General features: G+C 60.7%; 27 protein-coding genes and 4 pseudogenes. 17 read left to right on the forward strand and 14 right to left on the reverse strand.

Annotated elements, in window-relative coordinates; genetic code table 11:
- Positions 1 to 54 precede the first annotated feature (54 nt).
- The gene (locus FJ974_RS29720) at positions 55 to 483 is read left to right on the forward strand and encodes a Fur family transcriptional regulator (RefSeq protein WP_181177128.1); all 429 of its coding nucleotides are present in this window, start codon (positions 55 to 57) and stop codon (positions 481 to 483) included.
- A gap of 59 nt (positions 484 to 542) precedes the next feature.
- Here FJ974_RS29720 and FJ974_RS29725 read toward each other — a convergent pair whose 3' ends face one another.
- From FJ974_RS29725 to FJ974_RS29735, 3 genes are read right to left on the reverse strand one after another with little or no spacing between them, the layout of a single operon-like run.
- Positions 543 to 1,418, reverse strand: coding sequence for an alpha/beta hydrolase (locus tag FJ974_RS29725; protein WP_140533446.1), 876 nt, complete (start codon positions 1,416 to 1,418; stop codon positions 543 to 545).
- 4 nt (positions 1,419 to 1,422) lie between these two features.
- Positions 1,423 to 1,752, reverse strand: a complete 330-nt coding sequence (locus FJ974_RS29730) for a nitrate reductase (RefSeq protein WP_140533447.1) — start codon at positions 1,750 to 1,752, stop codon at positions 1,423 to 1,425.
- Between the two features lie 31 nt (positions 1,753 to 1,783).
- On the reverse strand, positions 1,784 to 2,746 hold the full coding sequence (locus FJ974_RS29735; protein WP_140533448.1) for a CobW family GTP-binding protein: 963 nt from the start codon (positions 2,744 to 2,746) through the stop codon (positions 1,784 to 1,786).
- A 459-nt stretch (positions 2,747 to 3,205) separates the two neighbouring features.
- Here FJ974_RS29735 and FJ974_RS29740 point away from each other — a divergent pair, with 459 nt between their 5' ends.
- Positions 3,206 to 3,772, forward strand: coding sequence for a HupE/UreJ family protein (locus FJ974_RS29740; RefSeq protein ID WP_140533564.1), 567 nt, complete (start codon positions 3,206 to 3,208; stop codon positions 3,770 to 3,772).
- Between the two features lie 76 nt (positions 3,773 to 3,848).
- Entirely contained in the window at positions 3,849 to 4,553 is a 705-nt protein-coding gene (locus tag FJ974_RS29745) for a hypothetical protein (protein ID WP_140533449.1), read from the forward strand.
- A gap of 90 nt (positions 4,554 to 4,643) precedes the next feature.
- Here FJ974_RS29745 and FJ974_RS29750 read toward each other — a convergent pair whose 3' ends face one another.
- The 4 genes from FJ974_RS29750 to FJ974_RS29765 all read right to left on the reverse strand — a co-directional run bounded on the left by FJ974_RS29750 (position 4,644) and on the right by FJ974_RS29765 (position 7,828).
- On the reverse strand, positions 4,644 to 5,438 hold the full coding sequence (locus FJ974_RS29750; protein WP_140533565.1) for a metal ABC transporter permease: 795 nt from the start codon (positions 5,436 to 5,438) through the stop codon (positions 4,644 to 4,646).
- Positions 5,431 to 6,225, reverse strand: a complete 795-nt coding sequence (locus tag FJ974_RS29755; RefSeq protein ID WP_140533450.1) for a metal ABC transporter ATP-binding protein — start codon at positions 6,223 to 6,225, stop codon at positions 5,431 to 5,433. Before FJ974_RS29755 ends, FJ974_RS29750 begins: the two co-directional genes overlap by 8 nt.
- Positions 6,222 to 7,103 carry a metal ABC transporter solute-binding protein, Zn/Mn family gene (locus FJ974_RS29760; RefSeq protein WP_140533451.1) on the reverse strand — a complete coding sequence of 294 codons (882 nt, stop codon included), beginning with the start codon at positions 7,101 to 7,103 and terminating at the stop codon, positions 6,222 to 6,224. Before FJ974_RS29760 ends, FJ974_RS29755 begins: the two co-directional genes overlap by 4 nt.
- A gap of 95 nt (positions 7,104 to 7,198) precedes the next feature.
- Positions 7,199 to 7,828 carry a hypothetical protein gene (locus FJ974_RS29765; RefSeq protein ID WP_140533452.1) on the reverse strand — a complete coding sequence of 210 codons (630 nt, stop codon included), beginning with the start codon at positions 7,826 to 7,828 and terminating at the stop codon, positions 7,199 to 7,201.
- Between FJ974_RS29765 and copC the strand changes: the two genes are divergently transcribed.
- Positions 7,827 to 8,195 carry a copper homeostasis periplasmic binding protein CopC gene (gene copC / locus FJ974_RS29770; protein WP_140533453.1) on the forward strand — a complete coding sequence of 123 codons (369 nt, stop codon included), beginning with the start codon at positions 7,827 to 7,829 and terminating at the stop codon, positions 8,193 to 8,195. The genes FJ974_RS29765 and copC overlap by 2 nt on opposite strands.
- A gap of 82 nt (positions 8,196 to 8,277) precedes the next feature.
- Positions 8,278 to 9,165, forward strand: a complete 888-nt coding sequence (copD, locus tag FJ974_RS29775) for a copper homeostasis membrane protein CopD (RefSeq protein ID WP_140533454.1) — start codon at positions 8,278 to 8,280, stop codon at positions 9,163 to 9,165.
- Positions 9,166 to 9,325: 160 nt separating this feature from the next.
- Here the strand turns inward: copD and FJ974_RS29780 are convergent.
- The 3 genes and pseudogenes from FJ974_RS29780 to FJ974_RS29790 all read right to left on the reverse strand — a co-directional run.
- Positions 9,326 to 9,943, reverse strand: a pseudogene (locus FJ974_RS29780) (PepSY domain-containing protein); the annotation flags it as partial.
- A gap of 143 nt (positions 9,944 to 10,086) precedes the next feature.
- Positions 10,087 to 10,229: pseudogene (locus tag FJ974_RS29785) on the reverse strand (electron transfer flavoprotein subunit alpha/FixB family protein); the annotation flags it as partial.
- Between the two features lie 104 nt (positions 10,230 to 10,333).
- The gene (locus FJ974_RS29790; protein WP_140533457.1) at positions 10,334 to 11,290 is read right to left on the reverse strand and encodes a GlxA family transcriptional regulator; all 957 of its coding nucleotides are present in this window, start codon (positions 11,288 to 11,290) and stop codon (positions 10,334 to 10,336) included.
- A 320-nt stretch (positions 11,291 to 11,610) separates the two neighbouring features.
- Between FJ974_RS29790 and FJ974_RS29795 the strand changes: the two genes are divergently transcribed.
- Positions 11,611 to 12,258: a GntR family transcriptional regulator gene (locus FJ974_RS29795; RefSeq protein ID WP_413468381.1), complete on the forward strand. Its 648-nt coding sequence runs from the start codon at positions 11,611 to 11,613 to the stop codon at positions 12,256 to 12,258.
- Between the two features lie 117 nt (positions 12,259 to 12,375).
- On the opposite strand, the pseudogene FJ974_RS29800 reads toward FJ974_RS29795, so the two are convergent.
- The 4 genes and pseudogenes from FJ974_RS29800 to FJ974_RS29815 form a co-directional block, all read right to left on the reverse strand.
- Positions 12,376 to 12,492: pseudogene (locus tag FJ974_RS29800) on the reverse strand (transposase); the annotation flags it as partial.
- Positions 12,493 to 12,565: 73 nt separating this feature from the next.
- Positions 12,566 to 12,832: a hypothetical protein gene (locus FJ974_RS29805; RefSeq protein WP_140533459.1), complete on the reverse strand. Its 267-nt coding sequence runs from the start codon at positions 12,830 to 12,832 to the stop codon at positions 12,566 to 12,568.
- 358 nt (positions 12,833 to 13,190) lie between these two features.
- Complete coding sequence (locus FJ974_RS29810; protein ID WP_140533460.1) at positions 13,191 to 13,430, reverse strand: DUF6894 family protein; 240 nt, start codon at positions 13,428 to 13,430, stop codon at positions 13,191 to 13,193.
- 16 nt (positions 13,431 to 13,446) lie between these two features.
- Positions 13,447 to 14,157: a Crp/Fnr family transcriptional regulator gene (locus FJ974_RS29815; RefSeq protein ID WP_226891685.1), complete on the reverse strand. Its 711-nt coding sequence runs from the start codon at positions 14,155 to 14,157 to the stop codon at positions 13,447 to 13,449.
- 259 nt (positions 14,158 to 14,416) lie between these two features.
- On the opposite strand from FJ974_RS29815, the pseudogene FJ974_RS29820 reads away from it, so the two are divergent.
- From FJ974_RS29820 to FJ974_RS29870, 11 genes and pseudogenes are all read left to right on the forward strand, one after another.
- Positions 14,417 to 14,767: pseudogene (locus FJ974_RS29820) on the forward strand (IS1 family transposase); the annotation flags it as partial.
- Positions 14,768 to 14,878: 111 nt separating this feature from the next.
- Positions 14,879 to 15,247 (forward strand): hypothetical protein, encoded by a 369-nt coding sequence (locus FJ974_RS29825; protein WP_226891686.1) that lies wholly within the window; start codon positions 14,879 to 14,881, stop codon positions 15,245 to 15,247.
- A gap of 984 nt (positions 15,248 to 16,231) precedes the next feature.
- On the forward strand, positions 16,232 to 16,711 hold the full coding sequence (locus tag FJ974_RS29830; RefSeq protein ID WP_226891687.1) for a hypothetical protein: 480 nt from the start codon (positions 16,232 to 16,234) through the stop codon (positions 16,709 to 16,711).
- The gene (locus tag FJ974_RS29835; RefSeq protein WP_140533462.1) at positions 16,708 to 16,950 is read left to right on the forward strand and encodes a hypothetical protein; all 243 of its coding nucleotides are present in this window, start codon (positions 16,708 to 16,710) and stop codon (positions 16,948 to 16,950) included. Before FJ974_RS29830 ends, FJ974_RS29835 begins: the two co-directional genes overlap by 4 nt.
- A gap of 814 nt (positions 16,951 to 17,764) precedes the next feature.
- A complete protein-coding gene (locus FJ974_RS29840) occupies positions 17,765 to 18,487 on the forward strand; it encodes a heme-binding protein (protein WP_140533568.1) in 723 nt (240 codons plus the stop codon).
- A gap of 98 nt (positions 18,488 to 18,585) precedes the next feature.
- A complete protein-coding gene (locus tag FJ974_RS29845) occupies positions 18,586 to 20,364 on the forward strand; it encodes a methanol/ethanol family PQQ-dependent dehydrogenase (RefSeq protein WP_413468382.1) in 1,779 nt (592 codons plus the stop codon).
- Positions 20,345 to 21,214, forward strand: coding sequence for a substrate-binding domain-containing protein (locus FJ974_RS29850; protein ID WP_140533463.1), 870 nt, complete (start codon positions 20,345 to 20,347; stop codon positions 21,212 to 21,214). Before FJ974_RS29845 ends, FJ974_RS29850 begins: the two co-directional genes overlap by 20 nt.
- A complete protein-coding gene (locus tag FJ974_RS29855) occupies positions 21,211 to 21,744 on the forward strand; it encodes a c-type cytochrome (RefSeq protein ID WP_140533464.1) in 534 nt (177 codons plus the stop codon). The genes FJ974_RS29850 and FJ974_RS29855 overlap by 4 nt, the downstream gene beginning before the upstream one ends.
- Positions 21,741 to 22,754, forward strand: a complete 1,014-nt coding sequence (coxB, locus tag FJ974_RS29860; RefSeq protein WP_181177129.1) for a cytochrome c oxidase subunit II — start codon at positions 21,741 to 21,743, stop codon at positions 22,752 to 22,754. Before FJ974_RS29855 ends, coxB begins: the two co-directional genes overlap by 4 nt.
- Positions 22,751 to 24,727: a cytochrome c oxidase subunit I gene (gene ctaD / locus FJ974_RS29865; protein ID WP_140533465.1), complete on the forward strand. Its 1,977-nt coding sequence runs from the start codon at positions 22,751 to 22,753 to the stop codon at positions 24,725 to 24,727. Before coxB ends, ctaD begins: the two co-directional genes overlap by 4 nt.
- On the forward strand, positions 24,724 to 25,329 hold the full coding sequence (locus tag FJ974_RS29870; protein WP_140533466.1) for a heme-copper oxidase subunit III: 606 nt from the start codon (positions 24,724 to 24,726) through the stop codon (positions 25,327 to 25,329). The genes ctaD and FJ974_RS29870 overlap by 4 nt, the downstream gene beginning before the upstream one ends.

Raw genomic sequence — 25,329 nt, forward strand, 5'->3', positions numbered from 1 at the left:
GTAAGTTATGTTATTACATTGGTCATGTTATTTCGTAACAGAAACGTGAACCCAATGCTCGATCTCAACCGCGTCGGCACGATCCTCCCCGGCGGTCTGACTAGGAACCAGGCGCTCGTGCTGGAAATCATAGACAAGGCGCGTAAACCGATCGGCGCCTACGAGATTTTGAGGGAACTTAGGCCTCGCGGGATCAAATCACCCGTGCAGATTTACCGGGCCGTCAACAGCCTCGTTCAATGCGGTATCGTCCACAAGGTCGAGAGCACCAACGCCTTCGTGCGCTGCACCGATGCGCACCCCCATCGTGGACAGACAACGATCCTCGCGGTTTGCGACCGGTGTGGAACTGTTGTTGAACACCATGACGAGGCAGTCGATCGCCGGCTTGTGGCCTGGGCCGAGCAAGAGGCCTTCCAGATCGATACTGTCGCTATTGAACTCAAGGTGCGCTGTGCCAGCTGCAACGCCTTAGCTCCCTGAAGCAGCGGCCCTGGGTTATGCCAACGTCATATCCTTGGGTGTCGCGAACCGGTCGGACCTCAGTCGGATTCGAAAAGGAGTGGATTGATCAGCTCCCAGGTCTGGTTCGGAAACTCTTCATAGAAGGAGAACTTGCCGCCCGGCAGTACGACGGTCCGCACATTCGTTAGCGATCCGAGACCGGTCATCTCTGCGCGCGACTTGCGTGGAGTTCCGCCGCCGTAGACGACGAGTATCTTCGTCAAGATACGTCGCGCGCTTTCCAGGAAGGCATCGCGATCGGTGAAAGGATCGAGTTCCCCGGCGACGAACCGGAAGGAAGCGTAGCGGGCGCCAGGCGCGTCGGTGACGGTGCGTTTTTCGGCCATACGCTCCGGAGTCAGCCAGGCCGGATCGGCATAGACATGGCCGCGCGCCATCATGCCGATGACAAGGCTGTTCACATTGAGCCGATAGAGAAAAGACCCGGCGAGCGGCAGGTCGACGGCCTTTGCCAGCCCGCGAAACAGCGCCATTCGCCTGCCGGTCATGGTTGGAAGCGGCCCACGCCAGGTCGGCGACAGCAGGCAAAGGCGACCGAAGCCACCCGGATTTTCGGCGGCCTCTGCCAGCGCATAGCCCGCGCCATGACCGGCAGCGATGGTCGCAGCAGGCTGTACGACACTCTGCGTCACGAAGCGCAGGAATGTACGATAAAGTTCCGGGCGCCAGGCAATCCTGGGGCGAGGCAAGGCGCCGAAGCCGGGCCAGTCGATGGCCGTCGTGGCAAAGGATGCGCCGAGCCGCTCCTGCAGCGGTCGCATTTCGGCGCGGGTCGAGATCGAGCTGAGCGCCGGCAAAAGGAGCAGGTTCTTGCCCGTTCCAAAACGGGTCAGGCCGACGGCAACCTTTTTGCCGCCCGCAATCCATTCAATTTGATCCTCGATCCAGTCCATGCCTTTAATGCTGTTTGACGCTTACCTTCGGGGATGAACTCTCCGCGTTTGCGTCGAGAAGCCGTTGCCCAATTTGCAGCGCGAGCGCGATGTCGGGCTCTGCAATCATTGCCACGGCCTTGCCGACGCGCAAGGAGCGTATCGGCCGCTCCACCTCGAATATGCTGATGACCGTCTCCAAGTCGGGGCAGCCGGATTCGCGGCAGCGAACCTCCGTCACGGTGATTGCGACATCTTCCTTCAGATCAAGCCCATCGCGTATCCATTGTTTGATCCTGTCGGCATGAGATGATGAAGGCCCCCGTCTGGGCGCAAAGGGATTGACGAATTTCACCAGCTTCGCAGCCTCTCGTGATAGGCGAAGGTCACGCCCGGCACCCCATGAACCCGCTCTCGATGATACCCTTCGGCAGATTGCGACCGATGAAGACAAGACGACTGGTCCGTTCCTCATCAGCCTTCCACGGCCGCTGGTGATCGCCTTCCAGCAGCATATGGACGGCTTGCACTACAAAGCGGTCGTCGTCGTCCTTGAAAGCGAGAATGCCCTTCATGCGCAACATATCCATGCCGAACTGCTGGGTGACCGTCTGCAGCCAAGGCAGGAATTTTTTCGGGTCGAGCGGATCCCTGGTGACCAGAGCGAAGCTGGTCACATGGTCATCGTGCTCATGCTCGTGGAACTCGTCGAGGAAATCCGGTTCAACTTCGAGGATACGGTCGAGGTCGAACGAATTGCGGCCGAGAACTTTGTCGAGATCGACGTCGCAACGCTGTGTGCGGTGGATGGAAACCGTGGGGTTGATGCGCCGGATGCGGCTTTCGACCTCCTTCAGGTCTTCGGCCGAGACGAGGTCGGTCTTGTTGAGCAGCACCGTGTCGGCGAATGCCAGTTGCTCCTGGGCTTCGTGCGCTTCGTCGATCTCGCCGAGCAGATGCTTGGCGTCGACCACTGTCACGATGGAATCGAGCCTGGTCTTGGAACGAACGTCCTCGTCGACGAAAAAGGTCTGCGCGACCGGCGCCGGATCGGCGAGGCCGGTCGTTTCCACCAGGATCGCGTCGAAACGGTCGCGGCGGCGCATGAGGCTGTCGATGATGCGAATCAAATCGCCGCGCACCGTGCAGCAGATGCAGCCATTGTTCATCTCGAACACTTCTTCGTCGGCGTCGACGATAAGATCGTTGTCGATGCCGACCTCGCCGAACTCATTGACGATGACGGCATATTTCTTGCCGTGATTTTCGGACAGGATACGGTTCAACAGCGTGGTTTTGCCCGCGCCGAGATAGCCGGTCAGCACGGTCACGGGAGTCTGGGTCTGCATGGCGGAACACTCGGTTGAGGGGCGGTTTCATCTTGTTATCGGTTATAGTATAACGTATCAAGCACAAAACGAATGCTCTCGCGACGCCTCGAAGCTGATCGCCTCCGTCTCTCGGCGAGTTTTCGATTCCGAAGGCCAATCTGCCCGCCAGATCTGCTCCGGATTGAATTCCCAGAGGGGACCGGACTTCAAGCGCCTCTTCGTTTCGGCTTCGGCACCCTTGCGCTCTCAGGCTCCAGCGCCGACGATTGACGCTCCGCTTCGAGTTCAACGCCAAAAATAGCCGTTTTCTGGTTCGCTGAATCCATTGAGCGTAAAAGTCATATCTTGATGATTCCATCGATGGCAATTTGCCGGTTTGGCAACATGGCAGGTTCGTGAGTGGTGCAGAGTCTTGAAGAGAAAGCGGAGCTGCCGTCCATCAGCAGCCAAATCCGGTTTGGCTACTTTGCATACGGCATGGTGGCGACGGCAACAGCTCTGACGGCCGGGTCAACGATGGCGCAAGCGCATATCATTCAATCGGGGACGGGTGGGTTTGGCAGCGGCTTCGAACATCCGCTGACCGGGCCTGATCATTTCCTGGCTATGTTTGCCGTGGGACTGTGGGGCGCCCAGATCGGTGGGCGTTCGATCTGGACGCTGCCTGTTGCATTCCCGCTGATCATGGTCGTAGGCGGGATTGCCGGAATAGCAGGTGTCCCGCTGCCCGGTGTTGAGATTGGCATTGCGCTGTCGATCATCACCCTGGGGCTGGCCATCGCCTGCGCCTGGCGGCCGGCGGAATGGGTTGCGTTGCTTATGATTGCCGTGTTCGCCATCTGCCACGGACACGCCCACGGCGCGGAACTGCCGAATGCAGCCGACCCAGCCGACTATGCCATCGGCTTCGTCATCGCCACCGGTCTGATCCACCTGCTCGGTATCGGATTCGGACTTCTGCTGGGCAAGGCACTCGGCGGACGGTTGTCGCAGGGCCTGGGCGGATTGATCGCGGCAGGAGGCGTTTATTTCCTTGTCCCCTGAAACATATCCCAAGCGATCGGCGTGGCGATTCCTGCTTCGATGGTCAGGCCCTGTCGTAGCTGTCGCCGGCGTTGCCATGATCGGCGTACTTGCGACCTCTTCGGAAAGGACGCAGACGTCGTGGTGGATCCTCAACAGCGCCCTTTCTCCTGAACGCGTCTTGCCGCTGGTTGGATTGGGCCTTGCAACCGCTCTGGTAAGCGTGAGGCTTGGAGTTCTCACACTCGTGGCATTGCTGCTGGGCGAGGTGGTCGGGGCTCTGCTTTATGATCGATTCCTTGATGTCATGGCCGGCGTACCGGGAGCGACGACTCACGCTTTCCTGACCGCGCCATTTTCGATGCTGATAATCGGCATCGTTCTCGTCGTTTCCGGTCGTTTCCGAACTTACACGATCCCCGCCGCGGCGTTGCTCATCGGCGCGTTGTTGGCCGTCGTCACAAAGTTCACCGACCCTACGTTGAACGATCTCCGAATACCGCTCTCGGGGACGATCATCGCCCTTTGGATCGTTGTCGCCGTCGGCCTTGTCGGACGAATTTTCCCGCCTGCGTGGTACACGATCGGCACACGCATTCTGGGCAGTTGGCTGGTCGCGATCGGGCTCCTCCTTGGAGGAACGGCGATCGCCACTAAGCCTCCAACAGCCACGCCCGAACCATCGGCGGCTGCTCCAGCCGATGGATTGGGCATCGGAAGACACCGCTACGAGGCTCCTGTTCAGCAATTTACGCGGCCGCGCGATTCCTTGAAGCAGCGCGAACACAAGCTGATGCCGTGAGCGGTATCCCGGCCAGAAAAACATCTTGGTCGCGTGGCTGCGGCAGGCCGGCTGCTCTGGTGTTCGACGCTTCAGCCGTTCATCAGGGAGTCATTGCGCCGCCTTCAAGCGCTGGATGAGACCGGCGCCCAGATAGCCAGTGGCACCGAGCGATGTGATCCAGAAGCTCGTCGGCCAGTCTGTTTCGAACGCAAGCCATAAGCTGATCCAGGCGATGGCGACCGCTAGCGCGATCGAGACAAGGATGCCCCGCAGCACACCGCGGGTCAGGCGCAGCGTCGTTGCCGCCGGGGCGACCATCAGCGCGAAGACGAGAAGCACGCCGACGATTTGGGTGGCTTCAGCCGTCGTCACGGCGACAATGATCATGAACAATGTCGAAACCAGATCGAGGTTCACCCCCTTCGCCTCCGCCAGCTCAGGCTGCAGGCTGGCGAAGAGCAAGGGTCTGGAAATGAAGGTCAAGCTGACCAGGATCGCCAGGGAAAGCGCTGCAAGGATGACGACCGTCCGGAAACTGATGCCGAGCACATTTCCGAACAGAACATTCGTCGCCTGGGATGCGAAAGCGGTGTAGAAATGCAGGAATAGCAAGCCGAGGCCGAGCGAAAGTGTCAGCACGATGCCGATCGCGACGTCGCGATGCGCTCTTTCGCCCAGAAGGCCGATGCCGATGCCAGCCAGCACGGTGAAGATGGTCAACCCGAAGAATGGCGACAGGCCGAGCAAGCCGGCGCCCGTTGCGCCGGGAAATCCGACATGGGCCAGCGCATGTCCGGCGAAGGTCTGGCCTCGCAGCACAAGGAAATATCCTACCGCCCCGGTCACGATGGCAACGACCGTGCATGCGGCGAAGGCGTTGCGCATGAATTCGTAGTCAAACATCGTGAACATGTGCAGCGCCCTCCAATTCAATGTCATCCGCCATGACGAAGATGCGTCCGCCTAGCCGCACCACGTTGATGTGCGTTCCATAAAGTCTCGACAGGACCGGACCGTTGATGACCTCGTCGACGCTGCCGATCGCGGCGTTGCCGTTGCCGAGATAGAGGACGGCATCGACGGCGCGCAGCAACGGGTTGATCTCGTGCGAGCAGAAGATGACGGCGATACCCAGCCGCTCGCCGACCTCATGGACGAGTTCGATGATGGTGCGCTGATGCGCGGCATCCAGGCTGATCAGCGGCTCGTCGAGCAAGAGCAGCCTGGGATTACCTATAAGCGACTGGGCGATGAGGATTCGCTGCCGCTCGCCCCCCGACAGCTCCGCGAACGGCCTCCTGGCGATATCGGCCGCGCCGACCTCTTCAAGCGCTTTCCATGCCGCGTCCTTCTCGATCGCCGACGCCGCCGGCCAACGCCAGCGATGACCGCCTGCCGCCGTGACGACGAGATCGAAGCCGCTGATGCCGGCATGGGTCACGGTGCGGCGCGCCTGCGGCATATAACCTATGGCGGGATTGCCGCGGGTCGGCGACCGGCCAAGCACGGAAATCGTTCCGCTGGCCGGACGGAAAAGCCCCAGGATCGCGCGCAGCATCGTCGTCTTGCCCGCCCCGTTTGCGCCAAGCAGCCCCACGAACGCACCCTGTGGAATCGAAAAGGAGACGTCGGAAAGAACCCGGCGTCCCCCATAGGTCAATGTGACCCTGTCGAAGGCGATGACATTCATTGCGTGCGCGCGGCAAGAGCCTTTTGCACATCGCCGATCTGGCCGCCGAACCAGGACTGGATCGTCTGGCCGGCGGGCTCGGTCTCGGTTACGCCTATAACGGTGACCTTGTTCTGCTTGGCAATGTCGAGAAGGCGCGTCGTCGCTTCGTCCGTCACCTGCGAATTGTAGAAGAGGATCTTGGCCGATCCGTCCTTGAGGCTGTTCTCGAATGCCGCCACCTGCGTCGGGCTCGGCTCGGCATCGTTCATCACCGCGACCTGAAAATCGTAGTTCAGCATCTTGAGGCCGAGGGCATCGGCCATATAGCCGAACACCGGCTCCGTCGCGGTTACCTGTGTTCCGCCGTAGGCCTTCTTGACGTCATCGATCTGCTTGTTGATCGCATCCAGCGACGACTGGAATTTTGCGAGATTGGCCTGGTAGTGGACTGCATTGGCCGGATCAAGCTTTGAAAGATCGGCGGCGAGTTCCTTGGCGATCGCGGGCAGCGTCGCCGGATTGTACCACAGGTGCGGGTTGTCGCCCGACTTCTTGCCGATCAGATCCGCGGCCACGATGGTCGTGCGCTGCGCGTTGGTGGAAGCTGATAGAAGCTTGTCCATCCACGGATCGTAATCCGCGCCGTTGTAGATGATGATCTTGGCGTCGGCGATCGTGCGCGCCGTTGAAGGGCTCGTCTCGAACAGATGCGGGTCGTCGTCGGGATTGGCAAGGATGCTGGTCACCGCGACACTGCTGCCGCCAATCTGCCGGGCTAGATCGCCATAGAAGTTCTCGGCCGCGACGATATTCACCTTATCTTCGGCGCGAGCACCGCCGCCTGTCAGCAGTGCCGCGGCGAACAACAGCGCCGCCATAAATGGAAAGGAACGCATGTCTTTCTCCCTTTGCAGAGCGAGGCAACACCTGTCGCCGGAGCGATCACTGGGTAGGTTATGTTATTACGTCAGTCAACCAGAAAGCAACGTTATCACATAACAGAAATGTGAATTGATGCGCGCGCCGCCACGGTTTCGCCCGGCGCCCAATTTTTTGCTATCGTCGCGCTGGCCGAAGCCACGATAGCCAAGCCGAAATCACGTATGCTATAGCCGCTGAAAGACAGGATCGGCTTGACCAAATGACATTGTCGCGCAAACGGTCGCCTGCTCCAGTAGCGATCGCCGCTGCACTGGTCCTTTTCGGTCAGGCATTCCTGAGCGGTGCGGAAATTGGCGCGCAGGCCGCCGCCGGGCCGCACGATGCTTTCGGCAATATCTTGTGCACCCCTATGTGGGAACCACTTCACACAGCGGATCGCATAGCGGCGCCCATGATTGCGACTGCTGCCTGTCCGGCTGCGATTTTGGAGCGGCGATCGTTCCAGAGGCGAACAGCGTCGAGCCGCTGTTGGAACGCCTTCCTCCTCGCCTCCGACAGCAAACGTTTTTCCGATGCGGTGGTGTGGCGTTACAAGCTTCAGCCGCTCAGCTCGCGCGGTCTCCTGCCTGGAAACCGGCGGAAGCAACCGCGGCGGTTGCAGGATCGCTTCTAGATGATCGACTAATCTCCAATTCAATTCGGGCCGGCGTAGTCCGCCTAGCATAAGGAAATGAATCATGCGCAATATCGTTCTCGCCACTGCATTCGCAGCCATCTCTTCCCTCGTACTTTCTTGCGCCGCGTACGCCCATGCCCATCTCGAAGCGGCGCAACCGCCGATCAACGGAACGGTCAAGGAAGCGCCGACGGAGCTCGACCTCAAGTTCAGCGAGGAGCTCAACCTGAAGTTCACGGGCGTGAAGGTCACCGGACCCGACAAGAAGGCGGTCAAGACCGACAACGATATGCTGATGGACGGGAATAAGACCTTCATGGTCAATCTACCCGCCGGTCTCGCCGCCGGCACGTACAAGGTCGAGTGGCACGCGCTGTCGCAGGACGGCCACAAGACGCATGGCGACTACAAGTTCACCGTGAAGCCGTGATCGACCGGAGGGGCACGACCGATGCCCCCTCTTTCGCTCGCCCGATGACGGACCGCACTACGTCGCATTGCCCGGCCGCCCGATGACGCCGGACACCCTGCTCATGGCCTGCCGCTTCGTTCACGATACGGTGCTGATGCTGCTATGGGGCGGCTTCGGCTATCTTGCAACGCTTGTCCCGCGAGGTCTGGCCGAGCCGGTGGCGGAGAGGTTGACGATCTTTCGACTTGCGGCGGTCAGCCTGGCCCTGGTCACGACATGCGCGGCATTGCCGCTGCAGGCCGCGATCATCGGCGATGGCTGGCCGGATGCCGTCAACGGGCAGGTACTCGGCGACATCCTTGCCTCGACGAGCGTCGGCAAGGCGTGGCTTTGGCAACTGTCAGCTGCCGGCGCGCTGGCGATCGCGCAGGGCGCTTCCGCCCGCCTTGCGCCAATGGCGACGGCTGCGATGGCGGCCCTGGCCCTTGCCAGCCTCGCGCTCAGCGGACACGCCGTCATGCAGGGCGGCTGGCAAGGCGTTGTCCATCCGCTCAACGACATCCTGCACGTGCTTGCCGCCGGCGCATGGTTCGGCGCCTTGCTCCCGCTTGTGCTCGTGCTGGCCAGATTCGGCCAGCCGCCATTCCGGACGGAGGCATCGGTGGCGCTTCGCCGCTTCTCGCGGGCCGGCCATTGGGCGGTCGCTCTGACCATCCTCTCTGGTACCGGCAACAGCCTGTTGATCGTCGGCTGGCCGCTCGGCTGGAGTTCCACCTACCAGGCGTTGTTGACGGCGAAGGTCGCGGTCGTTCTCATCATGACGGCGACAGCGATCCTCAACCGCTACTGGTTCGTGCCGCGGCTCGGCCGCGACCGCGCCTCCTCCCTCGCCGCAATCCGGGCTGGCACAATCGCAGAGATCGGCTTCGGTCTCGCGGCCATCCTGCTGGTCTCGGTCTTCGGCCTGCTCGATCCGGGCGGGAAATGATCCTACCTGATGGCGGAGCCCAATTGTTCCGCGATATGGGCTTGTCCGCAAAAGCGGGCGAGCTCGTTCGAGCGTCAGGCTGCCGCCGCTGCTGCTCCAGCGTCCACGGCACTTTCTTCATAGCGCTATGGGTCATGCTGGCACGCGTCTTGTCGGAGAGCGGGAAATTGTCCCATTTCGCCGCCGGAAAGGTGCTCCAGGCCTGCATGATCTTAGTGCCCCAGATACCAGTCCAAGAGAGACCGGAGAGCAGGAAGAAGAACAGCACGATCGAGATGTAGAAGCCTAGCGAGACATGGATTTCCTTCCAGAACGAGCGCCCACACGCGGAAGATTCGGAAACAGCACCTTGCCGAACGAACGTCCGTTGCGTGGCCACCACATATAGAGCCCGGTCTGGATGAGCACGATGCCGAGGCCGGCGGCGACCTCGATGAGCCGGTCACCGACATCCCATGAGAAGCGTGCCGTGGATGTTGTCGGCCCAGTAGAACCACGTGTCGTCCTTGACGATCGTGTCCAGCGCCTTGGCCCCATGCGGATCCACGGCGACGACATTGTCCTTGCCATGGCCGCTGACGATGAAGACGGTGACGCGGTCGTCTCCCTTTGGCACCACCATCAGCTTCAGGGCCCCGCCGGGGATCGCCGCGACGGCCGCTTGCGACTGCGTCTCGTAGGAAGCGCGCTCGCTACCTGGCGCCACATAATGCTTGGCGCCGGGGAAGGTTTCGATCGAATTGCCGTAGACCATGATCAGGCCCGTGCACGCGAGCACCAGCAGGAATGGGATGACGTAGAGCCCGGCATAGAAATGCCAGCGCCCGTTACAGCACCTGACGGAAATTGACTGTATAAAGACACCATCGTGCCATCGCAGGCCCTATTGGGAAGTGCAGATCAGGACCCCCGGAATGTGCGCTATTGTTGGGTTGCGTTTTCGAGCTTGGGCAGCACAGTGAAGAGATCGCCGACAAGACCACAATCGGGAACCTGGAAGATCGGCGCCTCCTCGTCCTTGATGGCGACTTCATGCCGGCGAGGTGCAGGATGGCGCCGGAAAGCTGACGGCGATGAGAGGTCGGGCGCGACCAATCACGATTCTGCAGCCGACCAGCAGTACGACACCTTCTCGTACGCGGCCACGCTGTCTTCCCGCTCATCGCGCCTATCGGTTCGGATGCCTGAGTTGGGTCGGAGTGATCCCGGTGTGCTGGCGGAACACACGGCTGAAATGGCCGGCATTGCCGAAGCCGCAGCGATAGGCGATTTCGCCGACCTGCAGATCGCTACCTTCGAGCAGGGATTTTGCGTAGTGCACCCTGAGCGCCAGATAGGCGGCCATCGGGCTGATCCCCAGTTCGGTGCCGAAGAGGCGCTCGAGCTGGCGTCGCGAGCAATTCAGGCGGCTGGCGATCTCGGTAACCGACACCTTCTCTTGCAGACTGCTCTCCATCAAGAGCAGCGCCCGCTTCACCGCGCGGCTCGACGCTGCGGGAAACAGGTCTCCAACCGGCTGCACGTCCCTGACGTTGCGGATGCGATCCAGCACCAGGATCTTGGCCGCCTTTTCCGCCGCCTTCTGGCCGATGAACTGCGATACGAAATAGCCGGCGAGGTCCGCCGCACCGGTGCCACCAGCACAGGTCGCGCGGCCACGGTCGACGGAATAGAGGCTGTCGGCATGCGCGTTCACGTCGGGAAACTCGGCGCGGAAATCCTTGATATGAAACCAACTGACGGCGGCGCTGTAGCCGTCCAGCAGGCCGTAGCGCGCCAGCACGAAGCTTCCGGTGCAAAGCGCGGTCAACGGGATCCCCTTCTGTGCAGCACGCAAAAGGAATGCTTCCTTTTCCGAACTGAGGGCACGGTTGGGATCGAGCAGGCCGCCTACAACCACGACGTTGTCGAAATCCTCAGGATGTCCAACTTCCTTTGTCGGCAGCAATTCGACGCCACAGCTTGCCTTGATCGGCAGGCCGCGCTCACCGATCACCTGCCAATCGAACTCTACCCTGCGGCTCCGGTCGCCTTCATCGCCGGCCAGGCGCAGTGTGTCGATGAACAGCGATAGCGGCGACAGCGTAAAGTCGCGGACCAGAAGGAATGCAAACTTCTTGGCCATTCGAATTCACTTACCGATTTTCATTCGAGTTCCGTCGGCACTTGAACGGGCATCCGTCCGAGCGGAGGATGAGCTTGGGCGGCACTCACCATACGCCGGATTAATCCCTCCGATGCAAAGGCAAGCCACCGCAATCGTGAGCCGGTTCGAATACCTATGTTGTGTACGTAAATAATACAATCCATTGACAGCCGGCGCAACCGCGTGCGATTTTTCCGGCATGCTCAAATGCGACCGAGTCGACGAAGTCATTGCGGAGGTGAGCGGTGAAGGGTAGCAAGGGCAGTCTCTACGAAGACTTGAAGCGTCGCATTCTGACCATGGAGCTCGATCCTGACGAGGATTTGGATGAAGTGGCACTAAGCGAGCGCTACGGCTTGTCGCGGACCCCGGTCAGGGAAATCTTCCGCCGGCTGGAGGGCGAAGGCTACATCGAAATTCGGGCGAACCGAGGCGCCAGGGTCGTCCCGATGAACCACTCGACCCTCAGGCAATTCTTTTTGGTCGCTCCGATGGTTTACGCAGCCATCGGCCGGCTGGCGGTTCAGAATTTCAAGCCCTCACAGATGTCGGACCTGAAGGAAACGCAGGAGCGTTTCCGCACGGCGAGCAAGTCGGGCGATGCACTTTCCATGGTGGTCGAGAACAACAGGTTTCACGAGATCATCGGTGAGATGTCCTCGAATGTCTACCTTCAGCCGAGCCTCGGCAGGCTGCTGATCGACCACGCGCGCATTGGCCATACCTTCTTTCGTCCGCGCAATGATGACATGCGCAAACGGCTCAATATAGCAGTCGAACACCACGATGCCTTTATCTCAGCCATCAGCGGTCATGATGAGGACGCTGTTGTCGACTTGGTGTTCGAGCACTGGGAGCTGTCGCGCGAGAATATGGAAATGTTCATCGCGCCTCCGGGAATGAAAGCGGATGCCCTGGTAGGGATAACTAACGGCAGCCACGGGTAGTGGTCTATTCGAAAAGCGATTGCCATCCAACAGCAAATGGGGCTCAGCAGCGACCCCAGATCCCCTCCGAAAAGGAAAATTCTGCGGCCGCCACCTGTCCGTTTGGCCAAGACGGTTGTAGATCGAAGCATCGCTGACGCCGTGCTTCCGACACAGATCGGCGACCGAAACCCCGGCCTCATGCTCCTTCAAAATTCCGATGATCTGCTCTTCAGAGAAACGGCTGCGCTTCATGTCCTGGTCCTCTCGATAGGCCAGAACGAACTTCAAACCGGATTAGATCAGAGGGGCAAGGTCACGTCCGCGCCTAGTGCGAGAGACCATCCTTATTACGCGTCGACCGAGTCGGGCTGACGGACTGTCGGGCTGTATCCTTGTCCGCACCTGTCTTTTCCAAATCGCGCCGTCTGGAAACAAGCCATGTTGCCAACACGAAGTATGCGACCTGCAACAACACCGCGGCGATGACGGTCCAGCCCGAGGCCTGCCAGATCGACCCTGTGGCCACGTAGCTCCAGAAGGCAACGATGCCGGACGTCGTGAGCATCCCAATCAGAAACTGCGGAAAATACATCTGATCATATACCGGGGGGCAGAGGGTTAATGAATGGCTAATTTAGCAATTACTGAACTATGATGTCGAGTTTATTTTGATCAGAATTCTCGCACGCGAGTAGACACATTGGAGCTGACGACCCGATGCGACCCTGCCCTTGGGGCGCCTGGCTGGGCTTAACTCAGCGCCGAAAACCTGATGCGACAGGCCCGACCCTGAAGCGGGCGACGTATCAAACGTAGACTGCGTACTGAGTGGCACAAAGGAATTCCTGGCGGGCTCGTGCAAATTCAGCAGATGGGGCTGCAGAGCTCGCATTCCTGCATGTGGGCCGGACATGCAGCGTGTTCACCGCCATAGGCGCAGGTCACAAACCTCATTGCCCATCCAGTCGCGTATCCAGAGACAGGCTCAACCTCGCCAGCTTCTCGCCATGCTCGTCGCGGATTTCGATGAATAACTGCTGGCCATCGAGGTCCTCAAGGGCGTCTCTTGTCAGGTCTATTAAACCTTGTATGGCCTCCCGACGCGCACTCTCGATCCCATCGCATTCGACACCTACCTCATCCTTGAGCACAATGTCGCGGTCACCGCTGTCAAAGAAATATCTCGCCATCGAGCCAGCTCGTCCATCACAACGTTTTCGCGGTCCTTTGGTGCAGGTAAGTGGCGTCAAAATCTCCTGCTCGGACGAGCCCGGGCCAGTCAATAGCATGAAATCGCGAGCCCTCGGTGATTATCAACCCGTCTCGTCGCAATTCCTGAAGCACTCGGTTCACGTGCACGGTTGACAAGCCTAACGCATCGGCAAGTGCAGTCTGGGTGATCGGAAGCTCCGCTACATGATCCTCAATGAGGCCCATGGAGTGAAGGCGGACGATGAGTTCGCACAGAATGTGAGCCATACCAGCATAGGCGTCGCGCCTTCCGAGGTTGGTGACCCATTCTCGATAAATCGCTGCGTCGATCAGCGTCGAGCGCCAAAACACAGTTGCTATGGAGGCATGTTGGTCGCAGAGGGCTTGCATGGCATCATGCCGCATGAAGCCCAGACTGGCGCGCGTGAGAGATGAGAAGGTGCAGTCCAGAACCGAGAGATGGATTCCATGGAGATCGGGAAGATCTCCTGGAACAAAGAACGATGTGATCTGCCGTTTGCCCTCGCCGGTAAGCTTGGTTGATCCCACCAAGCCCTTCAAGACGACAAATGAATGAGTGGGTCGATCTCCCTCGCGCACAATGTCCTGATTGGCCTGATAGTCCCTCTTTAGAAGTGGGATGCCTTCTAAGATAGCTATTTCTGACTGGGTCAGAGCGGAGATGTTCTGAAGCTTGCGGATCAAAACATTCGGGGACGGGTCGTGTGCCAAATTATGTGACCGGATTGCGTTACGTGCCGAACTTGGACCGGGCGATAATGTTCCCCACCTCATTAGCGAGCGGCTTGCTGGCAAGCGCGAGCACTCAAAGATGCGCTTACGGCGGGGGTTCCGGCGACCTCAGCCTGCTCGTGATGGCTTTCGCCTCTCAAAGCAGCGAGGACGAATTCGTACCGACTCAAAGGCCGGCAGAAAGGGCGGGCCCGCCAGGGCCAAGGCGGGCCGATACATCCCTGCCAAATCCACTGGCGCAAGAAAAGAGCGGATCGAAGGAACCCCGACATCAAGCATGTCAGCACGTCATTCGCGAAACGCCAGAACCCACCATGCGGATGCACATGCGCCGCTTCACCCGCCTGACCAACGGCTTCTCAAAGAAGGTGGAAGCTCACGCCAACGCGGTTGCGCTGCATTTCATGTATTATAACTTCATCCGCATTCATGCTTCGCTGCGCATGACCCGGCGATGGCCGCTGGTGTCACTGACAAGCTTTGGGAGATTGCGCTTATCGAGGCGAAGGAAGCGGAGAAACAGATGTTTCGCGGCCCTTATAAAAAACGGCGCGAGCCATAAAAAGAAGGGCTCGGTCCCGCCAAGAATCCGAGCCCTAAGCCGAGAACCAACGCCACGTAGTGCCGGCCCCCCAGCTTTCGAGTTGCTTTGTCTTAGGAAGCTAGCAGAGCTTTGGCCGAATGCAATCGGCTAGCGGCCAGTTTGAAATGGCGGCAGGCCCCAAAAAAATGGCTCGCTTCTTCCGAAGAGCGAGCCATTGAGGGAACCTGGTCTTTTAACCTGCCGGTGCGGCGGCCCCTCAACTTACCTGCTTTAACATGTTCATATCAGAATTGTGATATGATTCGCGGTATGAGCAGGAAGGCAGAGCGAAAAGCAAAGGAGGCTATTATTGCACTGCCGTTTGATGACGAGGTTCAAACGGAAGCCGCCTACTATGCCCGCAAGTGCGGGATCACCACAGAGGAAGCCTTGCGGATCATCAACGAGGCCAGTCCGCCGAAGCCGGCCGCCAAATCCAAAGATCAAATTTCAAACTGACCCATTACCAGATGAACCTGTGTCTATTTGCCCCCGTGCCTACCTAGGTTGCCGCTCAAATTGCACAGCGGGGCTGAAGGACGTCAGTAAATCCCTACGGCAATGACGATGATGATTCCGATAGCCGCCAACGCCATGACGGCGACCATTGCGGCCTCAAACAGGCCGCCGCCGATTCTTACGCGGTTCATCATGCTTCCACCCATGCGCCCACCTGTTTTTCTCCTTCGAACGAAGACCGAAACCTGTTCCTGCGGAATCACAATTGTTAGCGGTAGGTAAAAATGGTTTCGGGCTGACCTGAGCTGTTGAAGCCGAGGGCCCTTAGTGCGACGAGCAGCGGGGGGCGAAAAAATCCCGCCCGGTTGGACCGGGCAGGCCTGTTCTCGAGGGAGAGGGCCGATAGCGGCACTCGGCATGGACGGGAAAGATTGCGCCTTGCGTCCGAACCTGCGCTGGCTGCAATTCCTCCTCGGGCTCGGCAAGGTCGCTGAGGAATACGTCCAGGCAAATGCAAGACGCGTCGATAGGTGATGACGACAGACGTCGGCATCGCCCGGTGCTTCGCTATGACCGCGACACGGAAGGCCAAGCCTGCGAGAACCGTTGGCTTCTCGGGCGGCGTCGCTGGCCTGTTCGGTTTTGTTCCCCTGCCTTGCCGGTTCTGTCCGGTGATGCTGCCCACCGCTTTTGCGCGCCAGTGCCGCGGCAGCGTTGGGCGGCAAGCAGCGCGACGCGCCGCCATGGCATCATGAACATCCAGATGGTCGTCTCCGCTTCGATCGCCGCCGCCTCATCGAGGAGCGGTCTATACTTGGGTGTAGAAGCGAATGCCGCCTTCGTTGATGACCTGAGGCGCGGAACTTTACCTCGTGGCTCCAGTCGTCGCCTTCAAGGGGCCGGTCGACCAACTCCGGCGTTATCGGCGGGATGAACTCCAAAAGCATGCACCTGGCGCCCCACGCCACTCGAACTTGTTTCAATATGGCAGAGTTGTTCTGTTCCGTCAGCGCTGACTGGAAAAGCAGTGCGGAACATTCGCTTGCGATGGCTGTTTTTACTCACCAGGAGGAACAGGAATGGCAGACGACGAGCAAACGCGATTCTCGCGAGCGCGACCGACTGTCTGGCGACGAAACTACCGGGGTCGCCTATGTCGCCACAAAATTTCAGCTCACAATTCCCGAAGTTCGGGAACTCCTCAAAATGCATGGCAATGATCGAACTACGCTCGAGCCAGTATGGTCGTTAAAAAAGCGAGTCAGCATGACGAACCATCAGGTTGAAGAGCTTCGGGGCAAAAAAGGTGATCGCCTCGCATGGTATCGGCCCGAAGACGCGAGGCCCGCAGTGGAAAAGTGCAGACCACTCCAGGAACCTTGGTTCCGTATGGCTGACGAGGCGGAGGGCACGGTCTACGAGTTCAGCATCGCGGAAGGCGTTCCAAAGGATTTCGCAAAATGAATCCGTGGCTAAATCTCTGTCTCTCTGCCCTGGAAGCACAGCAGGTCATGTGGCTTAGAGCATTGCGAATTGCCGGAGGAGGCAAAGCCGCCGAGCGGGAAGCTATTCGAATGGTTCGAGAGAAGATTGAGGCGGCCGAGTGCGCTGGGGTGATGCTTGCCAAAGGGTCGCCCGCAAGCAAGGTTGCTCGCCTCTATCGCAAAAAAATCAGTGCAAACAGAAAACGCCTCTCCCGCTGAGACAACGAAGTATCGCTATTCGGCCAGGCCGCCAGCCGATGCATGATTGCTCCAAGCACCAACTGATAGACGCTTCCGCCATCCTCATCGAGGTCGTTGCTGGTAATGACGACTGTGTTGGCGCGCTCATGCTCAGCGTGAACCGGTCAAGAGCGAGGTCGGACCGAATGCGGACCGGCCGCGTACTCATTCGAAAGAGGTGCAAGCCCCAACAGACTTGCAGGCATGGCGGCAGCTTTGCAGCCGTTTTTATTGACCGCAGCTCGGCACTTAATCACATGCAGCGGCAAATCCTTATAAGCATGAACACGCCCACTCCGTATGGGATCACGAGAAATCCGAGGGCGATCCAATAGCCCGGCTGCCTCACTGCCGCGAGGTCTGAACGAAGCTGTTCCATGGCAACCGAACGAGATCCTCTTATGATTGTTCCAAGTCGGTCGATAATGGTCGATTTCTGAATTGTGCCCGCAATGGAACCTGTCCCTGAGCTCTCAGTTCGAGGTCGGATCAAAAAGCAGTGGAGATGCTTGGCGGCTCCTCAAACGCCAGAGCAGGTACCGGCGGCTCGAGAGCCGCGCTGCCAAAAGCCCTGACCGCAGGAAGCACCCGGGTTGCGGCTTCGGGCCGGTCCGAGTCCTCTCCGATCCAATCGCCCTGGTAGCCGATCTGGTCAGTTGCGGACCATTTCTATGGTCGAGGAACAAAGAAGCCGATTGTCAGTTCGGTAACGTCCAACAAGCGTTTCCGGATCATGGGTCATCGTCAGCTTTCGCCACTAGGTCTGGGGTTCCTCGTCTTGGCCATTGGATTGATGCAGCACAGCGCCGCTCGGGCGCAAGCGCCATGCCCGGCCGATCATGACAAGCTGCTCTCGGCCTTGAAGGCCAACGTGAAGGCGAGCGGCGGCCCCGCGAATGGCGGCTTCGAGACCAATGAATGGGCGGCCGTCGTCGCGCGCGACGGCACCGTCTGCGCCATTGCCTTCAGCGGCCCAACGGTGGATGCGCAGTGGCCCGGCAGCCGGCTGATCGCCGCAGAGAAGGCCAGCACGACCAATGGCCTTAGTCTGGCGAACATGGCCCTCTCGACCGCCAATCTCTACGCCGGAGTGCAGCCGGGCGGGCCGCTGTTCGGTCTGGAGACCACCAATCCAGTCAACCAGGCGGTGGCTTATGCCGGAGACGCCAAGACGTTCGGCAGCGCTAACGATCCGCTGATCGGCAAGCCGGTCGGAGGCGTAGTGGTGTTTGGCGGGGGGCTTGCGCTCTATGACGGCAAAACGATCGTCGGCGGGCTTGGGATCAGCGGCGATTCCTCCTGTGCCGACCACAATGTCGCTTGGCGCGTTCGGGCGGCGCTCGGCCTCGACAAGGTTCCGGCCGGTGTCAACCCCAATCGCAAGGACGCCATCATCTACGACCTCGACCCCGGCGGGAAAAGCGCATCCGGCTGGGGCCACCCGCTTTGCGCGGGACATGAGGCCGATATTGCCGCGGAACTGGGCGCCGGCGTTGGAGGCTCGGTCTCGAAATGATGACAGTGCCACAGCTGACGGCATGGTGTGCGCAGGCCGGACGCGCTCATTTCACCCGGGCTGCGCGACAATATGCCGGATCGAGCATCGCCGCAGCGATGGCCCTGGCCTGCTTCCCATTCCTGATGGCTGCCTCGCAGCCTCCCTCCACGACAGGGATTTCGCCGCCTGCCTCTGCCGCCCCGGCCGATGACGGGCAATGGACGATGCCGGCCAAGAACTACGCCTCGACCCGCTATAGCGAGCTCGCCGAAATCAACGAAGGCAACGTCAAGAACCTTCAGGTCGCGTTCAGCTTCTCGACCGGCGTGAACAAGGGCCAGGAAGCCGCACCATTGGTCGTCGGCCGCACGATGTATATCGTCACGCCGTTTCCCAACATCGTTTATGCGCTCGACCTCTCCAAGCCCGGCGCCCCGATGAAATGGAAATACGAGCCCAATCCCGAGCCCGCCGCGCAAGGCGTTGCCTGCTGCGATGTCGTTAATCGCGGTGCGGCTTACGCCGACGGGCGCATCTTTTTCAACACGCTGGACGGCCACACCATCGCGCTCGATGCGAGCACCGGCCAGCCGATCTGGAACGCCCATATCGGCAACATCAATATCGGCGAGACCACCACCATGGCGCCTTTGGTGGTCAAGGGCAAAGTGCTGGTCGGCAATTCAGGCGGCGAAATGGGCGTGCGCGGCTGGGTCAAGGCGCTCGACGCCGGCGACGGGCATGTCGTCTGGACGGCCTACAATACCGGCCCCGACAAGGACGTGCTGATCGGCCCGGACTTCAAGCCTCATTACGATATGGACAAGGGCAAGGACCTTGGCGTCACGACGTGGCCGCCGGAGGCCTGGAAGATCGGCGGCGGCAACATGTGGGGCTGGATCTCATACGATCCCGATCTCAACCTAATCTTCCACGGCACCGGCAATCCTGGACCATGGAACCCGGACTTGCGGCCAGGCGACAACAAATGGACCTCAGGGATATTCGCGCGCGATCCCGATACCGGAGCGGCGAAATGGTTCTATCAATGGACCCCGCACGACATTCACGACTATGACGGCATCAACGAGCAGATCCTGCTCGACATGAACTGGCAGGGCAAGCCACGCAAGGTGCTGGTCCGGCCAGAGCGCAACGGTTATCTCTACGTCCTCGACCGGACCACCGGCGAAGTTCTATCTGCTAAGCCGTTCGGTCCCGTCAATTCCAGCAAGGGGGTCGATCTCAAGACCGGCCGCCTTATCGAAAACCCGGACAAGAAAACTGGCACCGGCAAGGTCGTCCGCGACATCTGCCCGACGGCGTCGGGGGCCAAGGACTGGCAGCCTTCCGCCTTCTCGCCGAAGACCGGCCTGCTCTACATCCCGCACAATAATCTGTGCATGGACGAAGAAGGCCTCGAGGTGAACTACATCGCCGGCACGCCCTATGTCGGCATGAACGTGCGCATGATCCCTGGGCCTGGTGGCAATCGCGGCGCCTTCACCGCCTGGGACATCGCCGCCGAGAAACCGGCCTGGAGCCTCAAGGAGAATTTCCCGGTTTGGAGCGGCGCGGTCGTCACCGCAGGTGACGTCGTCTTCTACGGAACCATGGAAGGCTGGTTCAAGGCAGTAAGCGCAAAAACCGGCGACCTGCTTTGGCAGTTCAAGACCTCATCTGGCATCATCGGCCAACCCATCACCTATCGCGGTCCCGACGGGCACCAATATGTCGCGATCCTGTCCGGCGTCGGCGGCTGGGCGGGCGCCATCGTATCGGGCGATCTCGATCCGCGCGACGCCACTGCGGCACTCGGCTTCGTCAATGCGATGAAAGACCTAAAGAACGCGACCACGGCAGGAGGCACACTCTATGTGTTCCGTCTGCCCTGATGTGCTCAAGGTGATCGCGGCACTCGTGCGAAAGACGTTGCAGCTGACGGCAATGGGCATCGCAGTGCTGGCCTTGCTGCTCTTGCCGGCGACAGCCGATGCGCGTGAGCTGAGGGTCTGCGCCGACCCCAACAACATGCCCTTTTCCAATGCGGCCGGTCAGGGCTTCGAGAACAGGATTGCGCAAATCATCGCGCGCGATCTTGGCGCGAAGCTGACCTATACTTGGTGGGCGCAGCGCCGCGGCTTTGTGCGCAACACGCTGAAGGCCGGCCTTTGCGATCTCGTGCCCGGCACGCCGGCCAATCTCGAAATGTTGCGCACCACCACTCCCTACTACCGTTCCTCCTATGTCTTCGTCACCCGCCGGGACGGTCCCGACGTGGCCTCCTTCAACGATCCCCGTTTGCGCGACATGCGCATTGGCGTTCAGCTCATCGGCGATGACGGCGCCAACTCGCCCCCCGTCCAGGCGCTTGGCCGCCGCGGCATCGTCGGGCATCTCGTCGGCTATCCTGTCTATGGTGACTACTCCGCTCCCAACCCTCCGGCGCGCATCGTCGAAGCGGTGGCCAGCGGCGAGATCGACCTTGCCGTGGTTTGGGGCCCGCTCGCCGGCTATTTTGCCGCGAGGCAGAAGACACCGCTCCGCATCACGCCGGTTACGCCCCGCATCGACGGACCGCAATTGCCCATGATCTACGATATCTCGATGGGCGTTCGCCGCGAGGACGACGCGCTGCGCGGCGATGTGAATGGCGCGCTGGCCAGGCACAAGGCCGAGATCGACGCGTTGCTTGATCAATATGGTGTGCCGCGCCTCGACGCCTCGGCGAGCCCGGTGCGATGAAGCCGGCTGTCATCATACTCTTGCCTGCGATGCTGGCGCTCGCTGCTTGCCAGCGGGAGGAGCGGGACACGCGCCCGCAATCTTCGCTCGGTTCCGGCGAGCAGCCGACGCCAGTGACAACTCTGGAACCCGGCGGACAGCGGCCCTCCCCCACCGACAACAAAGCGGCGAGCTTTGAGGCCAACGCCTTTCATCTGAGCGAAGGCAAGCGCTTGTTCGGCTGGTTCAACTGCTCAGGATGCCACGCCAACGGCGGCGGCGGCATGGGCCCGGCGCTAATGGACGAAAAGTGGATCTATGGCAGCTCGATGGAAAGCATCCACGCCACCATCCGCGACGGTCGGCCGAACGGCATGCCGAGCTTTGGCGACAAGATCCCCGATGATCAGATCTGGGAGCTTGCGGCCTTTGTTCGCTCGCTGAGCGGCAACGCGCCCTCTTCGGCCGCACCATCGCGCAACGATGACATGATGGCGCATCCTTCGGAAAACCGCATGCCGGATGCCGCCACGCTGGGGAAGTCGCCGTGAAACGCTTCGCCTCGATTGCACTCGCCACGGCAATCGCCCTGTTTCTGCAGGGATGCGCAGGCTGGCAATCGGCGCTCGACCCGAAAGGTCCGGCGGCGAGTGAGCTCGCATGGCTCATCTGGTTCTTCACCGGGCTTTGCGCAGTGGTGTGGGTGCTGGTGATGATCGCCCTTACCATGCCGTTGATGATGCGGCCGCGGGAACGCGCCGGGCCGCTTGTGCTCGACGCCGGCGCCGAGGGTCGCAAGCTACGCGTCGTGATCACTGCCGTCGGGCTGACCGCGCTGATACTGGTCGGGCTGACCTTGCTGAGCTTCTTCGCCAACAGGACGCTTGCGGCGATCGGCTCGGATGCCGTGCTGACCATTCGCGTCACAGGTCACCAATGGTGGTGGGAGGTGCGCTATGAGGATGCCACGCCGAGCCGCATCCTGACCACGGCGAATGAGATCCATATTCCCGCCGGCGAGCCGGTGCGGCTTCTGCTGACCTCGACGGATGTGATCCACTCCTTCTGGGTTCCGAGCCTTTCCGGCAAGCTCGACCTCATCCCCGGCCACATGAATGTGCTCGACATCAAGGCCGACAAGCCCGGTGTGTACCGGGGCCAATGCGCCGAATTCTGCGGCGCGCAGCACGCCAACATGGGCACCTTCATCATCGCCGAGCCGCGCGCAAAGTTCGACGCCTGGTGGAATGACCAGTTGCAACCGGCCGCAGCGCCAATGAGCGACGAGGCCAAGGCCGGCGAGGAGGTCTTTCTGAAGCGGCCCTGCGTGATGTGCCACAAGATCGGCGGCACGACGGCCGGCGGCACCGTCGCGCCTGATCTCACCCATATTGCCAGCCGGCAGACCCTCGCGGCCGGAACGTTGATGATGAGCCGCGGCAATCTCGCCGCCTGGATAGCCGATCCGCAAGGCATCAAGCCCGGCTCCCACATGCCGGGGGTCGATCTGAACGGCGACGAGCTCAATTCCATCGTCGCCTATCTCGAGGGGCTGAAATGAGCAGCGCGGATCTGACCAGCGAACGCGATCTGCCGCCCGAACGCGAAGCGTCCGCCAAAGGCGATCTCGCACCCGAGCGTGACGGACCGCGCGACACCGGCTTGGACGATGCGAGCCTCCATCGGTGGCTGGCGCGAACGTGGCGCACGCCTCCCGGCGTCATCGGCGCGCTGTCGAGCGTCGATCATAAGGTGATCGCACGCCGCTACCTGATCACCGCCTTCGTTTTTCTGTGTCTGGGCGGGCTCAATGCCGTCGCCATGCGCATCCAGCTCTCGGGTCCGCAGCGCGGGCTCATCGGCCCGGATCTCTACAACCAGCTGTTCACGATGCATGGCGTCACCATGATGTTCCTGTTCGCCGTGCCTATCGTCCAGGCGACAGGCATCTATCTGGTGCCGTTGATGGTCGGCACCCGCAACATCGCCTTCCCGCGCCTGAACGCGTTCAGCTACTGGGTTTACGTCTCTGGGGGTCTCTTCGCCTGGGTATCCTTCGCCCTCTCGATGGCGCCGGATGTCGGCTGGTTCGCCTATGTGCCGCTGTCCGGGCCGGAATACGGTCCCGGCAAGCGCGCCGATGTCTGGGCGCAGATGATCACCTATACGGAAGTCTCCTCGCTGGCGGTCGCCGTCGCCACCATCGTGACGGTGCTGAAGCAGCGCGCGCCCGGCATGTCGCTGGACAAGATCCCGCTCTACGTCTGGGCGCTGCTGGTCACTTCGTTCGTCGTCGTCTTTGCCATGCCGGCGGTGATGATCACCTCGACCTTCCTGATCCTTGACCGGCTCGTCGGCACGCATATCTTCAACCCGGCGGAAGGCGGTGACGCGCTGCTGTTCCAGCATCTGTTCTGGTTCTTCGGCCATCCCGAAGTCTACATCATCTTCCTGCCGGCGACGGGCATGGTGTCCGCCATCATCCCCGCCTTTGCGCGGCGCCCAGCCTTCGGTCATCTCGGGCTGGTCCTGTCGCTGATCGCGGTCGGTTTCCTGTCGTTCGGCCTTTGGGTCCATCACATGTTCGCGACCGGGCTGCCGAAACTCGGCGCCAGCTTTTTCACCGCCTCGAGCATGATGATCGCCATCCCCAATGGCGTTCAGATCTTCTGCTGGCTGGCGACCTTGTGGGACGGCAGACCGGTGATCCGCACGCCGCTGCTGTTCGTCTTCGGCTTCTTCTTCATCTTTATCATCGGCGGTCTCACCGGCGTCATGCTCGCCTCCGTGCCGCTCGACCTGCAGGTTCACGACACCTATTTCGTCGTCGCTCATTTCCATTACGTGCTGATCGGCGGCTCTGTCTTCCCGCTGCTGGGCGCAGCCTATTTCTGGTTTCCCAAAATCACCGGCCGCATGATGAGCGAACGCCTCGGGCGCTGGCACTTCTGGCTGGCGGTGATCGGCTTCAACGCGGCTTTCTTCCCTATGCACATCGTCGGCCTATGGGGCATGCCGCGCAGGGTCTACACCTACCCGGCCGAGCTTGGCTGGGGGAACATCAATCTCTTCATCACCGCCGGCGCGGTGCTTTTCTTCCTGAGCTTCGTGCTGTTTGCCTTTAACCTCGTGCATGGCGCATTGCGAGGAGCGCCTGCAGGCGACAATCCCTGGGATGCCGGCACGCTCGAATGGGCCACGTCATCGCCGCCTCCCAGCTATAACTTCGCGCGGATTCCCGTCGTGACGAATGTCGAGCCGCTCTGGGCCGAACGCGATGCGCTTCCTGTCGCGACCGGGCTCCGCGTCGATGCCCGCGAGCTGCTGATCTCGACGGTGGCCGAAGCCCATCCCGATATCCGCGAGAAATCCGCGACGCCGTCGATCTGGCCGCTGTTGGCAGCGATCGCTGTCGGCGCCACCTTCCTCTACTCGATCTTCACCCCCTGGGCGATCGTCTGGGGCGCCGCGCCGATCGCCCTCACATTGATCGGCTGGTTCTGGCCCAAGGGCGATCCGGAGGACGAGGAATGAACCAGCGTCCCGCCGCAGATCTTTCCGGCCTCCCGACCTTTGGACATGGTCCGCGCAGCCCGACCTGGTGGGGCACGCTCGGCTTCATGGCGTTGGAGGGCACAGGCTTCGCGCTAGCGGCCGGCGCCTATCTGTATCTGGCGACGTTGTGGCCCAACTGGCGTCTGAGCGCTCCGGAACCCAATCATTGGCCGGGAACCATCGTGACGCTGCTTCTCATCGCCAGCCTGGTGCCCAACCACATCCTCAACGGATACGCCAAGGAATGCGCCATCGGGCCGGTGCGGATCGGCATGGTGGTGATGTCGCTGCTCGGCTTGGCGCCGCTCATCGTGCGCTGGTTCGAATTTCCGGCGCTGAACATCTACTGGGACACGAACGCCTACGGCTCGATGCTGTGGGTGCTGCTTGGTCTGCACACTACGCATCTCATCACCGATGTCGGCGACACGATCGTTCTGACGGTGCTGATGTTCACACACCATGGCTATAGCGGCCGGCGCTTCGGCGATGTCGGGGACAATGTCTTCTACTGGGACTTCGTGGTCCTCACCTGGATCCCGATCTACCTGCTCATCTACTGGGTACCGAGGTTAGGCTGA

This window comes from Mesorhizobium sp. B1-1-8, assembly GCF_006442795.2.
Classification (GTDB): domain Bacteria; phylum Pseudomonadota; class Alphaproteobacteria; order Rhizobiales; family Rhizobiaceae; genus Mesorhizobium.